This window comes from Niastella sp. sgz303648 (assembly GCF_059587045.1).
Window position 1 is genome coordinate 161,913 of sequence record NZ_JCAPSW010000008.1, and the last position, 14,520, is coordinate 176,432.

Here is a 14,520-nt window from a genome sequence, read left to right on the forward strand (position 1 = left end):
AATTTTGAATATTGTGCCAATTTGATTTCGGGGGGTGGCCGCCATCAGCACATTAGCAAATTATCACATTAATTCTTGTTCTTAAAATCACCCCGTTTCCAGGCCTGAATAAACTCTGCCCAGGCTGCAGGGTTGAAGATATTCTGGGGAGGAGCCTGCCCGTTGTAATAATATCTTTGAGCATTATTACGTAAAAACATATTTGAGCTTTCGGTACCATCTCTGGGCAAGGTGCGGGCTAATACCCTGCGTTTTGATTCATCGGTATTTTTGCGGGCTATTTCAAGAGCATCGTCGGGAATAGCGGTATTCACAAAGTCGCGTTCAAACTGTTCTTTGGTGGGGCGGGGCCTGATGATGGTCGCCGGCAGGTAAACCGTGTCGGTCACCAGCAGTTGAATGAGGCTGTATTGATTGCCATCGATGTTGCGGGGAATTTCGGCTAATTTGGGTTTGTAACCGATCGACGAAAACTCAATAATATCACCTTTCATCACCACGATCGAAAAAACACCATGATCATTTGACATGGTACCACGATTTTGACCTTTTACCATTACGGTTACAGAGGGGATGGCTTTCAGGCTGTCGGCCGTCATTACAACACCATATAACTGCACAACGGAGTCTTTCAGCTTTTCAAACTGAGCTTTAGATGCATAGGGGATGGCAACCGCCAGCAAAAACAAAAAAAGTAAACGTCTTTTCATGCCCGTCAAATATATATATAAAGCCCAAAATACTTCAACAAAATACTCATGCCAATGGTTAATTTTGTGGACAAACTAATCTTTTTAACAAAACTCTTAGATGAATGACCCCTGAGAAAGTATTAGATGCATTGAGGAACGTACAGGAACCTGACTTGGGAAAGGATATTGTTACCCTGAACATGGTAAAAGATATAGTGATCGACGGAAATACCGTGTCTTTCACCGTAGTGCTTACTACACCTGCCTGTCCGTTAAAAGATATGATAGGCCGGGCATGCGAAAACGCAGTTCAGTTACTGGTTAATAAAGAGGCTGTTGTAAAGGTGAATTTTACAGCAAATACAAGCACCAATCGTAAAGATGCGGGCGCTGTATTGCCGAAAGTAAAAAATATAATTGCTGTCATAAGCGGAAAGGGTGGTGTTGGCAAAAGCACTGTGGCCGCCAATCTGGCACTTGCTTTTGCGCAGGGTGGGGCCAAAGTGGGGCTTATGGATGCTGATATTTATGGTCCCAGCGTTCCTATTATGTTCGGCGTTCGTGGCGAACGCCCCATGATGAAGAGTGTTGGTGAAAAAGGAATGATTGTACCGCTTGAGCGCTTTGGTATAAAACTGATGAGCATCGGCTTACTGGTAGATGAAAAAAATGCAGTTATCTGGCGCGGCCCCATGGCCAGCAGCGCCATTCGCCAGTTTGTGACCGATGTATTGTGGGATGAGCTCGATTATCTCGTAATTGATATGCCGCCCGGCACCGGCGATATACATTTAACACTTGTTCAAACAGTACCGGTAACCGGCGCAGTCATTGTTTCAACTCCCCAGGATGTGGCGCTGGCTGATGCTAAAAAAGCCATTGCCATGTTTAGCCAGGCACAGATAAAAGTGCCCATTGTGGGGCTGGTTGAAAATATGAGTTATTTTGTTCCTGCCGAATTGCCTGATAATAAGTATTATATATTTGGAAAAGAAGGTGGCAAGCGCCTTGCTGAAGAATATGATCTTCCGTTTCTGGGGCAAATTCCTTTGGTTCAATCTATTCGTGAAGGTGGCGATATCGGTGTTCCTATTATGATAAGTGACGATATGATCACAAAGAAAGCCTTTGAAGAATTTGCCGGAAATACCGCCCGCAGTATTGCCATGCGCAATGCCGAGTTAAGTGCAGCGAAAGTAGCAGAAGTGATTGAGTAAAGTTGACAGGTTAATAAAGTTGACAGGTTAACAGGTTAACAAGTTAACTGGTTAACTTGTCAACTGATCAACTTGTCAACCGATCAACATATCAACTGATCAACTATGATTAAAGTAAGGGAAGTAATAGAACTGGTTTTAATTGTTGGTCTGGTATTAGCATGTCATGTAGCCAAAAAAACAGAAGATCCATTGTTGCCTGCATTTGATATCGAAGGTCACCGCGGATGCCGGGGATTAATGCCCGAAAATACCGTTCCTGCCATGATGAAGGCCCTTGAACTGGGCGTCACCACGCTTGAAATGGATGCCGTGATCACTAAAGACAAACAGGTGATTCTGTCGCACGAACCCTTTTTTAATCATGAAATCACTACCAAACCAAACGGCGACTCTGTAACGGAACAGGAAGAACGAAACCTGAACATTTACCGCATGACGTATGCCGAAACGCAAACGTACGATGTTGGATTGAAGCCACACCCGCGGTTTCCCAACCAGCGCCGGTTAAAAGCTACCAAACCTTTATTGCGCGAAGTGATTGAGAATGCTGAAGCATATCGCAAATTAAAATCAGGCGTTTCTTTTTTTTATAATATTGAAACGAAAACGCAGCCCACAACCGATCATGTGTATCATCCTGCACCCGAAGAGTTTGTAAACGTGCTGATGAAGGTGATCAACAATGCGAAGATCACCAACCGGGTTATTATTCAGTCGTTCGATTTTCGCACCCTGCAGATATTGCATAAAAAATATCCGGCTGTTAAAACAGCTGCTTTAATTGAGGATGATGATAAACGCTCTATTGAAGAGCAGCTTCAGGTGTTAGGGTTTATGCCAACTATTTACAGTCCGGCTTATAGCCTTGTTACCAGAGAGCTGGTTGAAAAATGTCACGAAAGCAAAATAAAAATTATTCCCTGGACGGTAAATGACAAGGCCACTATTGATCAAATGAAAGCGATGGGGGTAGATGGTATTATTACCGATTATCCCGACATAATTAAATAGTTTGAGGTTTGTGGTTTATTGTTTCTTGTTCTTTAGTTCGGAAATGGTTCATGTTTGGCGACATACCTAACTTTAAAATGAAAGAAAGATAGATATACAAAACACTTTACAAATTTCAACGAAACCTCAAACTATAAACCAAAAACTATAAACATGCATCTTTCACTGGAAGGCAAAAACGCCCTTGTTTGCGGAAGCACACAGGGCATTGGACTGGCAATAGCCGAAGAGCTGGCTTTATTGGGCGCAAACTGTACACTGATCGCCAGAAATGAAGAGGCATTAAAAGCGGCTGTTCAAAATCTTGATATTGCATTACGTCAGCAACATAGTTACCTCGTAGCTGATTTTAGTGATGCACAGCAGGTAAAAAATATTGTTACACAACATGTACAGCAACATCCGGTTCATATACTGATCAATAACACCGGCGGCCCTGCGCCGGGTTCGGTGCTGGATGCAACGGAAGAAGAATTTTTAAAGGCATTCAATCAGCATCTTATCGTTAATCAGATACTCGCCAAAGCCGTTATTCCTTCTATGCAGGAGGCGCAATATGGCCGCATCATCAATGTTATTTCTACTTCTATACGTATACCCATTACCAATCTGGCTGTTTCGGGCACCGTGCGCGGAGCAGTGGCTATGTGGTCGAAGATCCTTGCCAACGAAGTTGGCCGGTTTAATATTACGGTAAATAATATATTGCCGGGTTTCACCAAAACACAGCGGTTGCAAAGCCTGATTCAGAACAATGCTCAAAAAAGAGGTGTTGCAACCGATGTGATTGAACAGGAAATGACGAAAGAAATTCCTATGAAAAGATTTGGCGATGCGTCGGAGCTGGCAGCAGTTGCTGCTTTTCTGGCTTCACCTGCTGCCTCTTACGTAAACGGGGTTAGCATTCCTGTAGATGGGGGTAAAACGGGTTCATTGTAATATTAAAAAACGTACTAATCATTTAATCCCATTCCATCGAGTATTTGCTGCATACATTTTTCAACCCTCGACTCCCGGGTTTTGGATTGTTTAGGGGCAGAAAAATAAAGAAGGTATGCCCTTTGCCGTCCCGGCGTCAATGCATCAAAAGCAGTTTTTAATGCAGGCATTTTATCTAATTTCTTTTGAAATTCTTCTGGAATGTTGAATGCTGTACTCTTTTTAAAATTTACTTTCAAGCCGGCTTTTTCCACTTCAATGGCTTCATAAATATAGGCCTTGATGATTGCCTGCTTCTTGACTATTTCCTGAAGTTGGGTGAACCTGATCTGGCGCGCCGCCTGCACATTTTCTGTTTGCTGAATCAGAATACCTTCGGGATCACTTAGCAAGGCGCCTTTGAAAAACAGTATCGCACAGTATTCTTTAAACACATGTATCAAAACCAGGTTACTGTTCTGAAACGTGTAACAGGGAACACCCCACTTCAATTCTTCAGTAAGCCCACAGTCAAGAACGATCGATCTCAATTTCTCTATTTCTTTCTGCCTCTTTTCGTTTTTATCGAAATACCAGTCAACTTCAGGATTCATGTTATTCATTTATTGATTAACTGAAATGATTTTTCTATCCGCTGGTCGCAAATACCACGACACTAAAGTTAGGATCAGTAATAATACCGGTCCAAAAAAATCTTTGGCGTCACTGCCACTGGCAAAGTGTGAAAATACAGCACCCGACATGGCAAAAAAGAAACCCGCATAAGCCCATTCTTTTAGTAAAGGAAATTTAGGAAGAAGCACGGTTACAACGCCCAACATTTTCCAGATGCCCAGTATGGTCAGGATATAGATCGGATAACCCAGATGTATCATCCTGGCAATTTCCTCTTTCGATTTTAATAATTGCACAATTCCCGTTGCCGTCATTCCCAATGAAAGCCAGATAGTAGCGATCCAATAAATAATTTTATTTCTCTTTTTCATGAAGTGTTATTTTAATTTGCTTACGATTTCCTGTAATCGGTTATGTGCCATGTTTATGCCCTGAGCAAAGGGCAGCTTCAGTAGCTGGTCTCTGAGTTCAACTGACTTGTATATTACATGCATTATGAGTTTGCTGGTGTCGTCGGTAAGTTTTTCAAATTGCAAAAACTCAAGCTGAGCGTCAAAAGGCGCATTCTCCATTTCGAACGTGCGGGTGATTTTCAGGTCAGGAACAAATTCATGAATGACCCCATTGGCCCTGAATACCACGTTTCCCTGATCATCTTTTGTTTCAAACTGCCAGCCGCCGTGCTTTTTATTTTCAAGTTTAAGCACTTTCGTTCCCATCCATTGCTCAACAATTTCGGGCTCAGCATACGCTTTAAAAAGTAATTCAACCGGCAAATCAAATTCCCTTGTTATCCACATTTCCTGCTTGCCGTCTTCGGCATTGATTTTTGTCTTTAGTCCCATATTTTTCTATTTATTGGATTTGTATTTTTTCATGATGCTTTCCAATTTATTGAATCTGTCATCCCACATTTTGCGGAATGGTTCAATGAAGTCTGCTATTTCTTTCATCTTTTTGGGATTTAAGTGATAGTAAATTTCTCTGCCGTTTTGCTCCTGTTCAAGCAGTTCGCATTCGGTGAGTATTTGCAAATGCTTTGAAACTGTGGGTCTGGCAGTGTCGAAGTTGGAGGCTATGGCCCCGGCCGTCATAGCCTGAGCAGCAACCAACAGAAGTATAGCCCTTCTTGTAGGGTCTGCTATGGCCTGAAATACGTCGCGTCTTAAATTCATTGCGTAGCTATTTGACTACAAATTTAAATGTAGTTATTTAACTACGCAAATTTTTGTGCGATTTTTTTTAAAAGGCCCCTTTTATGAGCAAAAAAGCCGGAATATATTGACTGTGGATGACTTTAAATTTTCCAAAATCACTAAATTTTATACTTTGTGGCTTTGTGCCTTTCCGGTGCCGCCGTGGCGGGGCACGGGCTTTGCGTAAAATTGCTCATTCCTAAAATAACCCGATGCATTTTGAAAACACCCTAACCTTTGCCTGTTCATTAGACAAAGAAGACGAACTACAGTCATTCCGCGATCAGTTTATCAAGCCTGTTATAGACGGCCGACAGCAAATTTATTTTTTGGGCAACTCGCTCGGATTGCAGCCTGTTCGCACAAAAGATTATTTGCAGCAGGTATTGAATAAATGGGCAAACTATGGTGTTGAAGGCTTTTTTATGGGCGAACAACCCTGGCTGCATTACCACGATCAGTTGATTCATCCGCTGGCGAAAATAACCGGTGCATTGCCACACGAAGTGGTGGCCATGAACCAGCTTACGGTAAATCTTCATTTGCTGCTGGTTACATTTTACCGGCCGAACCGCCGGCAAAATAAGATCATATGCGAAGCAAAGGCATTTCCCAGTGATCAGTACATGCTCGAAACACATGTAAAATACTATGGGCTTAATCCCAAAGAAGTGATCATTGAAGTGGCGCCGCGGCCGGGTGAACATACCATCAGGCAGGAAGATATTCTGCAAACTATTGAGCAGCATAAAGAGGAGCTGGCGCTGGTGCTGTGGGGCGGTGTAAACTATTACACCGGGCAGGTTTTTGATATGGAGGCTATTACCAAAGCGGCGCAGGCAGCAGGCGCCAAAGTAGGTTTCGACCTGGCCCATGCTGCCGGTAATATTCCTTTGCAATTACATGAATGGAATGTTGATTTTGCTGCCTGGTGCAGCTACAAATACCTGAACTCGGGCCCAGGTGGTATTGGCGGTGCCTTTATACATGAACGTTATCATAACGATGCTTCATTGCCCCGTTTTGCCGGCTGGTGGGGATACGATAAAAGCACCCGGTTTTTGATGCAGAAAGGATTTAATCCTATTCGTTCGGCCGAAGGATGGCAGTTGAGCACGCCTTCGCCGCTCATGTATGCCGCACACAGGGCGGCGCTTGAAATTGTTGAAGAAGCCGGGTTTGAAAGGATACAAAAAAAGAGAAAACTGTTAAACAGCTGGTTATGGTTTTTGCTCGATGAACTGAATATTAACCGGCAAAAGCCGGTAATCGAGTTTATAACTCCCCGCGGAGAAGCCGAAAAAGGATGCCAGGTATCGATGCTGATGCTGCAACATGGCAAAATGGTTTTCGACGAGCTGGCAAAGGCCGGTGTAATCGTTGACTGGCGCGAACCGAATGTGATCAGGCTGGCCCCGGTACCTTTGTACAATACTTTTGAGGAAGTATGGCAATTCACTAATATCTTGCGGCAAATTTTACAACTTCAACAAGCATGACACGTCAGCAACTGGTTGAGCAAATTCGCAGTAAACAATCGTACCTGATTGTAGGACTGGATACAGATATCACTAAGATCCCGAAACATTTGTTATCGGGCCCCGATCCGGTATTTGAATTTAATAAACAGATCATCGATGCTACCAAAGATTACTGCGTAGGTTATAAAGTGAATACTGCTTTTTATGAAGCTATGGGAAAGCAGGGGTGGGAGATCATGGAAAAAACAGCATTGTATATTCCTGATACACATTTTAAGATAGCCGATGCAAAACGCGGCGATATAGGCAATACTTCTTCACAATATGCCAAAGCGTTTTTTGAAGCTCTGCAGTTCGATGCCATTACAGTGGCGCCTTACATGGGGGCCGACAGTGTATTACCCTTCCTTGAATATAAAAATAAATGGACGATCGTATTGGGATTAACTTCCAATTCAGGTGCACGTGATTTTGAATTACAGCCCGCTGGGAATGAGTTATTGTACGAAAAAGTGTTACGAACCGCTGCACAATGGGGAACGGCCGATCAGCTGATGTTCGTTGTAGGCGCCACACAGGCCAATGAGTTTGTAAACATTCGTTCTATCACACCCAATCATTTTTATCTTGTTCCCGGAGTAGGGGCGCAGGGAGGCAGCCTGAAAGAAATTTCAGAAAAAGCAATGAATAAAGAAATTGGCTTACTGGTAAATGCCAGCCGGGCAATTATTTATGCTTCGAACGGTGAAGATTTTGCTGATAAAGCAATGCTGATTGCAAAAGAATACCAGCAGGAGATGGCGCTGTATTTGTAAGAAGTTATATAAATTCTTTTGCTCTTTTTGTCCCGCTTTGCGGGACTTCTTTTTTGGGGGCAGTCATGAATGGTTGGCTGCAAAGCGAAGGCCACTGTAAAAATATCATGAGCGGTAATGTAACGGAAATGGGTGTTGGCCGGGATGGCAATTACTGGACACAAATTTTTGCAACTAAATATTAGCCGCGAACTTCGCCATCTGCACACGCAACTGGTTAGCAATAATAGCATATTGTTTAACGTTTATTAGAAACCGTTGTATGTATTTTAAATGGTGATTTAGTTATATATAATAATTCTTATATCCTGTAGAAATTCAAATCCAATAATCTGCTATGCAAAAAAAATTGCGCGGCTTCGTATTTCCTAAAGCATTCCTGTTCATCCTATGTTTTGGTTTGTTTTTCTATACAACATGTGCGCAGGTCAGTGGTACCTTCACCATTAATTCGGCTTTGCCTGCAAGCGAATCAAATTTCCGAACGTTTAATGATGCGGTTGCTTTTTTGGCAGGTGGTGTAAAAGGCCCTGTTGTATTTAATGTTGCACCAGGAAGCGGCCCTTATAATGAGCAGGTTATCATTAATAGTATAACCGGTACCAGCGCCACCAATACAATTACCTTTAATGGCAATGGCGATACACTTGCTTTTGAAGCGACCGATATTTATGAAAGTGCAGTGTTGAAACTGAATGGTGCACACTATGTAACCATCGATAGTTTAAATGTAAAAGTGCTCGGCACTTCCTTTGGCTTTGGTATACAAATGATCAACGATGCCGATCACAATACGGTAAAACGTTGTAAAATTATTTCAACTACTTCATCTGTTGCAAACGGGTATGCCGGTATCGTTATTAATGGAAGTGCCAATGATCCCAGGGATTATATTTTTCCGAGTTACTGCGATAGTAATACCATTACCCATAATACCGTTATCGGTGGTTTTAGCGGTATTACCTGTACGTCATGGGCAACTGATACCTCTGGTAGTCCGGGAGTAACCTGGTGTGATGGAAATATTATTACAAATAATGTTATTGAAGATGCCTGTGCATATGGTATTTATGTTACAGGTTCCACAAATACTTTAATCGAATATAACGATATCAGTCAGCCTACACGTACAGCTGTTGTTGTTTTTTATGGCGTGTACTCATTTTATTCAAATTATGGCTTACGGATTTCAAAAAATAAGATCCATAATTTATTAGATAAAACCAGGCTAACCAATGTGCAGTTAAACGGAATATATATTGAAAAAACTTTTTGTTTGGCCGGTACTCCAAATATGGTTTGTAATAATCTGATGTATAATTTTTATGGAACTGGTTATCAGTATGGAATTTATTCCATTACGTCGAATTATGTGAAGTTTTATCACAATACGGTTTTGCTCGAAGATACTGCCTCTAAAGCCACATCCGCAATCATTACACGCGGATTTGGTTTGTTCGGAGTAGAACCAACCGGCACTGAATTTAAAAACAACAATGTTATTATCAGAAGAGGCGGCGACGGTACGCGCACCTGCATTTATTTAGGTATTAACAACAGTGCAATGGTTTCGGATTATAACAATTTGCTCATTGAAGGGTCAACCGGTACCATTTACACTGGCCACAGGGGCACATCGAGTGGTTCTAATAATTATAACACTTTGGCCAGTTGGGTAAGTACCGGAAAGGATTTGAACTCGATATCAATGGACCCTGTGTATAAAGACCCGTTGAATGCCGATTTTACGCCCACGCGAATTCCATTCGATAACAAAGGCACAGGTGTAGGCATTACCAGTGATATTCTCGATGAAAGCCGCGATGCTTCCAGGCCCGATATCGGCGCTTTTGAATTTACCATATGTAAAGAACTTAACACCCCCGTTTTGTCGGTTGATTCGTCAGGATCGTATATGGTACGCTTTGCCTGGACGGCAGTGCCCAATACACCTGCCTATCTTGTTTCGCGCGATGGTGTTAACTGGATAACTCCCTCTTCGGGCCCGCTTGGTCTTACTCATACGGTTACCGGTTTAAATGCCCGCGATACGGTTGGCCTTATGGTTAAAGCAATCGGTACAAGATGGGATTGTCCGGTTGTTTATTCAAACAGGCTGAAAGTACAAACCGTATCGGATCAGGTATTTATTCCCAACACCTTTACACCCAATGGCAACGGACAGAATGATGTATTCATGGTGTACAGTAACATTGTGAAAAGCCTTCATTTAATGGTATTCAACCAGTGGGGTGAAAAAGTGTTTGAAACCACCGATGTAAAGGGCCGCTGGGATGGAATGTATAAGGGCAAGCCGCAGCCGGTAGGGGTATACGTTTATGTAGCATCTATGGAACTGGCCGATAAAAGTAAAGTAACACATAAGGGAACATTTAATCTTATAAGGTAATGTTGTACGTTGTTTATCAATACTTAAGCAAATTTTTAATGAGAAATTTTTCCCCATAAGTGTATAAGTATATTATGTAAACTGTTTCATTTCAACACAATTGGATTACCGGTAAAGCGTTTCTATGTAAGACGAAAACTTTACCGGCACGTATCAGAAAAATTGTTGATACAACGCAATAATACGGTAGGGTTTAACGTTTGGCGGATTGTAAATTCACGATGCATGTACTGCCCGACCCTGTTTGGATAACATCCTGGCATGGGTCGTTGTGCCGGATGCAAACCATTAACCAATAACCCACGAATAGTGGTAATTGGTTTTTAATCGTAATTCTGAACCCTATAGAAATTTAAAATCCAATAATCTGCTATGCGAAAAATTTTACGCGGGCACGTAATTGATAAAGCATTTCTGTTTATCCTTTGTTTTGGTTTGTCTTTCTATACAACACAGGGGCAAATGAACGGTACATACACCATTAATTCGGCCCTGCCCACAAGTGGTTCAAATTTCCAGACATTTTCCGCAGCAGTATCTTCTTTAAGCAGTAGCGGCATAAACGGCGCCGTAACTTTTAATGTGGCAGCCGGCAGCGGCCCCTACAATGAGCAGGTTATCATTAATAGTATTACAGGATCAAGCGCTGTTAACACCATTACCTTTAATGGCAATGGCGTAACCCTTCGCTATTTAAGTACCAGCAACACCCAGCGCGCCTGTATTAAACTGAATAATGCCGATTATATAACATTTAATAACCTCACTGTTACACCGCTTGCGGTAAATAACGGTGAATATGGATACGGTTTTCAATTGATCAATGATGCTGATAATAATACCATCAGCAATTGCACCATTACTGTTCAATCTAATATGAACACCGCCGGAAATAACGAGGGCATCGTTATTAACGGCGCTGATGACAATGCCCTTACACCGGGATACAGCTATTGCGATAACAACCTGATTCAGCAATGTGTTATCTCGGGTGGCAACGACGGAATTTCCATAACCTCTGTACCGGTTACAGGCAATCCTATAAGATATATAAGTGGTAACAGAATTTTGAATAACACCATTTCCGATGCATACAATGCCGGTATTCAGTTGTATTATAACGACGGCACTGTTGTAGATGGCAACGATATCTCAGGCGGTGCGCACGCCATTACCAATGTGTTTGGTATATACATGGGCGAATATAACCAGGATGTTAAGATCACCAATAATAAGATACATCACTTTGTAATTCCTAATTCGATTACCGGCAGTATCGTTTATGGCATTATGAATTCGTCGCTGGGTACGTCGGGAAAAGTGAACCTGTTGGCGAACAACCTCATTTATGCATTTAGCTCAAACAACAGCCAGTATGGTATTGCATCGAGGTATGCACCGGCTTCGTATTTTAATATCTATCATAATACCATTTCGCTCGATGATCAAAGCATTCCGGGCACAGAAACAAACGGTTTTTATTTTGAAAATATCAGCGATGTAAATGTGCTGAATAACATTGTTACAGTTACGCGTTTAACAAGCGACTGGAACTATGGTATCAACTTCGAACAACAACCAACCCGGTTTGCCGGCAACCGAAATGTTTATTACGTACCAACCACTACTGCGTATATCTGTGCGGTTGGATATTATGCAACAAATCCGTACTACACCATCAATGCATGGAAAAAAGGTACCGGGTTTGATTATCACTCCGTTTCGTTGGATCCCGGCTACACCAATATAGCAGCCTTTAATTTTAAACCAACTACACAGGCCATCGATAATATGGGTTTGCCTGTAAATATCACTACCGATATAGCAGGGGTTATACGCAGCACGCTTAACCCCGATCCCGGCGTATTGGAATTTGTATCGGCTGCCTGTCAAACACCGGTAACACCCGGTGCTACGGAGGTATTACCCGATACCGTATTGTGTTATGGTCCGCAGATTGCCTTAGGTTTAACCGGCAACTCATGGGGAGTAGGGCAAACCTATGTATGGCAATCGTCGACGAGTTTAAGCGGCCCTTATACCGATATCAGTACAGCCGAGGCGTATCCTGCGTTTGATGTAACACCGAATACCACCTTGTATTACAGGGCATCTGTAACCTGTATTACCAATACAGCTTATTCAACACCGCAACGGGTTATCATTCACACCATGTTACCCGCCGGAACCTATACTATTAATAAGGCGCAGGCTACAGGCGGTACAAATTTCGCATCCTTTAGCGATGCTGTACTGGCCATGCAATGCGGTATCACCGGCAATGTGGTGTTTAATGTAACGCCCGGCAGCGGTCCTTATAACGAACAGGTAACCATACCGGCATTAAATACATCGCCCACCCGAACAATCACTTTTAACGGCAATGGCGATACGCTGGCTTACGCAGTTACCGATAATGATGAAAGAGCGCTCATAAAACTGAATGGTGCCGATTATGTTACCATCGATAGCCTAAACATGAAGGTGCAGGGCGCATCATTTGGCTATGGCATACAAATGATCAACGATGCCGACTACAATACCGTAAAGCGTTGTACCATTATATCAAGCAATACCGTTACCACACCGGGCTATGCAGGCATAGTGATCAACCCTTCGACCAGTGATGCAAAAGCATATACTACACCAAGTTATTGCGATAGCAACCTCATTACCAATAACACCATTAAAGGTGGTTATTATGGCATTACCTGTACTTCAACCTCGGGCTTTGTGGGAGCTTCGTCGGCTGTAGGCAATATCATTTCGCACAATACCATACTCGATCCCTGCGCGTTCGGCATTTATGTGGCAGGTACTGCAAATACCCTGGTCGACAGTAACGATATCAGTCAGCCAACCCGTACCAATTACCTTACATTTTATGGTATTTATTCATGGCAGTCGAACTTTGGTTTAACCGTTTCAAAAAATAAGATCCATAATTTATTAGATAGCAACAAGGTGAGCACGGTTCAAATTGAAGGCATTCACTTTGAAAAGACCACCGCCTTGATCAGTGCGCCAAATATCGTTTGCAACAACCTGATGTATAATTTCAAAGGCGACGGATGGCAATACGGGTTATACACCATTACGTCGAATTACCTGAAATTTTATCACAACACGGTTTCGCTCGAAGATTCTGCCTCTAAAGCCACCGCCTCAGTGGTTACGCGCGGATTTGGTTTATTCGGCGTGGCTTCTACCGGAACTGAATTCAGAAACAACAATATTATCATTAGAAGAAGCGGAGCAGGGGTGCGCCACTGTATATTTTTGAATATTATTGACAATAACCTGATTTCGAACAATAATAACTTATTGATTGTAGCCTCAACCGGTACCAGTTACACCGGCCGTATGGGAGCAACGAATTATGCCACATTAAGCAACTGGCAAGGTACCGGAAAAGATGCCGCTTCAATATCTATGGACCCGGTGTATAAAGATCCCCTGAACGCCGACTTTACACCTACCAGAATACCATTCGATAACAAGGGTACAGGCGTAGGCGTTGCCAGGGATATTATAGATACAAGCCGCAGTGCTACAACACCCGATATCGGCGCTTTTGAATTTACTATATGTAAAGATCTTAACACCCCCGTTCTGTCGATTGATTCGGTGGGATCGTATACAGTACGGTTTACCTGGACGGCAGTACCCAACACACCCGCTTATCTCGTTTCGCGCGATGGCGTTACCTGGGTAACTCCTTCATCGGGACCGCTTGGCCTTACCCATACCATCAACGGTTTAAATGCCCGCGATACGGTTGGCCTGATGGTTAAAGCAATTGGTACAAGGTATGATTGCCCGCCGGTGTATTCAAATTGGGTAACCGCAACAACCGTTACCGATCAGATATTTATTCCAAACACCTTTAGCCCCAATGGCAACGGACAAAATGAAGTATTCAGAGTATACAGCAACATCGTGAAGAGCCTTCATTTAATGGTGTTCAATCAATGGGGTGAAAAAGTGTATGAAACAACCGAAGTAAACGGCGCCTGGGATGGCTCGTATAAAGGCAAGCCGCAACCGGTTGGTGTATACGTTTATGTAGCGGTTATGGAACTGGCCGATAAAAGTAAAGTAACCCATAAAGGAACATTTAACCTTATCCGTTAATCAAATC

13 protein-coding genes are annotated in these 14,520 nt (G+C 42.7%); 8 read left to right on the forward strand and 5 right to left on the reverse strand.

Annotated elements, in window-relative coordinates:
* Positions 1–68: 68 nt before the first annotated feature.
* Positions 69–710: a carboxypeptidase-like regulatory domain-containing protein gene (locus AC59IL_RS23415; RefSeq protein ID WP_496554629.1), complete on the reverse strand. Its 642-nt coding sequence runs from the start codon at positions 708–710 to the stop codon at positions 69–71.
* Between the two features lie 104 nt (positions 711–814).
* Here AC59IL_RS23415 and AC59IL_RS23420 point away from each other — a divergent pair, with 104 nt between their 5' ends.
* The 3 genes from AC59IL_RS23420 to AC59IL_RS23430 all read left to right on the forward strand — a co-directional run bounded on the left by AC59IL_RS23420 (position 815) and on the right by AC59IL_RS23430 (position 3,862).
* A complete protein-coding gene (locus AC59IL_RS23420) occupies positions 815–1,909 on the forward strand; it encodes an Mrp/NBP35 family ATP-binding protein (protein WP_496554630.1) in 1,095 nt (364 codons plus the stop codon).
* Between the two features lie 105 nt (positions 1,910–2,014).
* Positions 2,015–2,923, forward strand: coding sequence for a glycerophosphodiester phosphodiesterase (locus tag AC59IL_RS23425; protein ID WP_496554631.1), 909 nt, complete (start codon positions 2,015–2,017; stop codon positions 2,921–2,923).
* 153 nt (positions 2,924–3,076) lie between these two features.
* A complete protein-coding gene (locus tag AC59IL_RS23430; RefSeq protein ID WP_496554632.1) occupies positions 3,077–3,862 on the forward strand; it encodes an SDR family oxidoreductase in 786 nt (261 codons plus the stop codon).
* Positions 3,863–3,876: 14 nt separating this feature from the next.
* On the opposite strand, the gene AC59IL_RS23435 is transcribed toward AC59IL_RS23430, so the two are convergent.
* Genes AC59IL_RS23435 through AC59IL_RS23450 form a run of 4 tightly spaced genes read right to left on the reverse strand, consistent with a single transcriptional unit; the run spans position 3,877 to position 5,652 of the window.
* Positions 3,877–4,455: a YdeI/OmpD-associated family protein gene (locus AC59IL_RS23435; RefSeq protein WP_496554633.1), complete on the reverse strand. Its 579-nt coding sequence runs from the start codon at positions 4,453–4,455 to the stop codon at positions 3,877–3,879.
* A 9-nt stretch (positions 4,456–4,464) separates the two neighbouring features.
* Positions 4,465–4,848: a DoxX family protein gene (locus AC59IL_RS23440; protein ID WP_496554634.1), complete on the reverse strand. Its 384-nt coding sequence runs from the start codon at positions 4,846–4,848 to the stop codon at positions 4,465–4,467.
* A 6-nt stretch (positions 4,849–4,854) separates the two neighbouring features.
* Positions 4,855–5,322 carry an SRPBCC domain-containing protein gene (locus tag AC59IL_RS23445; protein WP_496554635.1) on the reverse strand — a complete coding sequence of 156 codons (468 nt, stop codon included), beginning with the start codon at positions 5,320–5,322 and terminating at the stop codon, positions 4,855–4,857.
* Between the two features lie 6 nt (positions 5,323–5,328).
* Positions 5,329–5,652, reverse strand: a complete 324-nt coding sequence (locus tag AC59IL_RS23450; protein ID WP_496554636.1) for an ArsR/SmtB family transcription factor — start codon at positions 5,650–5,652, stop codon at positions 5,329–5,331.
* 233 nt (positions 5,653–5,885) lie between these two features.
* On the opposite strand from AC59IL_RS23450, the gene kynU reads away from it, so the two are divergent.
* From kynU to AC59IL_RS23475, 5 genes are all read left to right on the forward strand, one after another.
* A complete protein-coding gene (gene kynU / locus AC59IL_RS23455) occupies positions 5,886–7,172 on the forward strand; it encodes a kynureninase (RefSeq protein WP_496554637.1) in 1,287 nt (428 codons plus the stop codon).
* Positions 7,169–7,969 (forward strand): orotidine-5'-phosphate decarboxylase, encoded by an 801-nt coding sequence (pyrF, locus tag AC59IL_RS23460; RefSeq protein WP_496554638.1) that lies wholly within the window; start codon positions 7,169–7,171, stop codon positions 7,967–7,969. The genes kynU and pyrF overlap by 4 nt, the downstream gene beginning before the upstream one ends.
* Positions 7,970–8,022: 53 nt before the next feature.
* The gene (locus AC59IL_RS23465) at positions 8,023–8,154 is read left to right on the forward strand and encodes a CAP domain-containing protein (RefSeq protein WP_496554639.1); all 132 of its coding nucleotides are present in this window, start codon (positions 8,023–8,025) and stop codon (positions 8,152–8,154) included.
* A gap of 152 nt (positions 8,155–8,306) precedes the next feature.
* Positions 8,307–10,379, forward strand: coding sequence for a T9SS type B sorting domain-containing protein (locus AC59IL_RS23470; RefSeq protein WP_496554640.1), 2,073 nt, complete (start codon positions 8,307–8,309; stop codon positions 10,377–10,379).
* A 372-nt stretch (positions 10,380–10,751) separates the two neighbouring features.
* A complete protein-coding gene (locus AC59IL_RS23475) occupies positions 10,752–14,513 on the forward strand; it encodes a right-handed parallel beta-helix repeat-containing protein (protein ID WP_496554641.1) in 3,762 nt (1,253 codons plus the stop codon).
* Positions 14,514–14,520 lie beyond the last annotated feature (7 nt).

Bases quoted from the DNA above. Each gene is read 5' to 3' on its own strand.
- AC59IL_RS23430 (WP_496554632.1), top strand. From the start codon at position 3,077: ATGCATCTTTCACTGGAAGGCAAAAACGCCCTTGTTTGCGGAAGCACA.
- AC59IL_RS23440 (WP_496554634.1), bottom strand. From the start codon at position 4,848: ATGAAAAAGAGAAATAAAATTATTTATTGGATCGCTACTATCTGGCTT.
- AC59IL_RS23445 (WP_496554635.1), bottom strand. From the start codon at position 5,322: ATGGGACTAAAGACAAAAATCAATGCCGAAGACGGCAAGCAGGAAATG.
- AC59IL_RS23450 (WP_496554636.1), bottom strand. From the start codon at position 5,652: ATGAATTTAAGACGCGACGTATTTCAGGCCATAGCAGACCCTACAAGA.
- pyrF (WP_496554638.1), top strand. From the start codon at position 7,169: ATGACACGTCAGCAACTGGTTGAGCAAATTCGCAGTAAACAATCGTAC.
- AC59IL_RS23425 (WP_496554631.1), top strand. From the start codon at position 2,015: ATGATTAAAGTAAGGGAAGTAATAGAACTGGTTTTAATTGTTGGTCTG.
- kynU (WP_496554637.1), top strand. From the start codon at position 5,886: ATGCATTTTGAAAACACCCTAACCTTTGCCTGTTCATTAGACAAAGAA.
- AC59IL_RS23415 (WP_496554629.1), bottom strand. From the start codon at position 710: ATGAAAAGACGTTTACTTTTTTTGTTTTTGCTGGCGGTTGCCATCCCC.
- AC59IL_RS23470 (WP_496554640.1), top strand. From the start codon at position 8,307: ATGCAAAAAAAATTGCGCGGCTTCGTATTTCCTAAAGCATTCCTGTTC.
- AC59IL_RS23420 (WP_496554630.1), top strand. From the start codon at position 815: ATGACCCCTGAGAAAGTATTAGATGCATTGAGGAACGTACAGGAACCT.
- AC59IL_RS23435 (WP_496554633.1), bottom strand. From the start codon at position 4,455: ATGAATCCTGAAGTTGACTGGTATTTCGATAAAAACGAAAAGAGGCAG.
- AC59IL_RS23475 (WP_496554641.1), top strand. From the start codon at position 10,752: ATGCGAAAAATTTTACGCGGGCACGTAATTGATAAAGCATTTCTGTTT.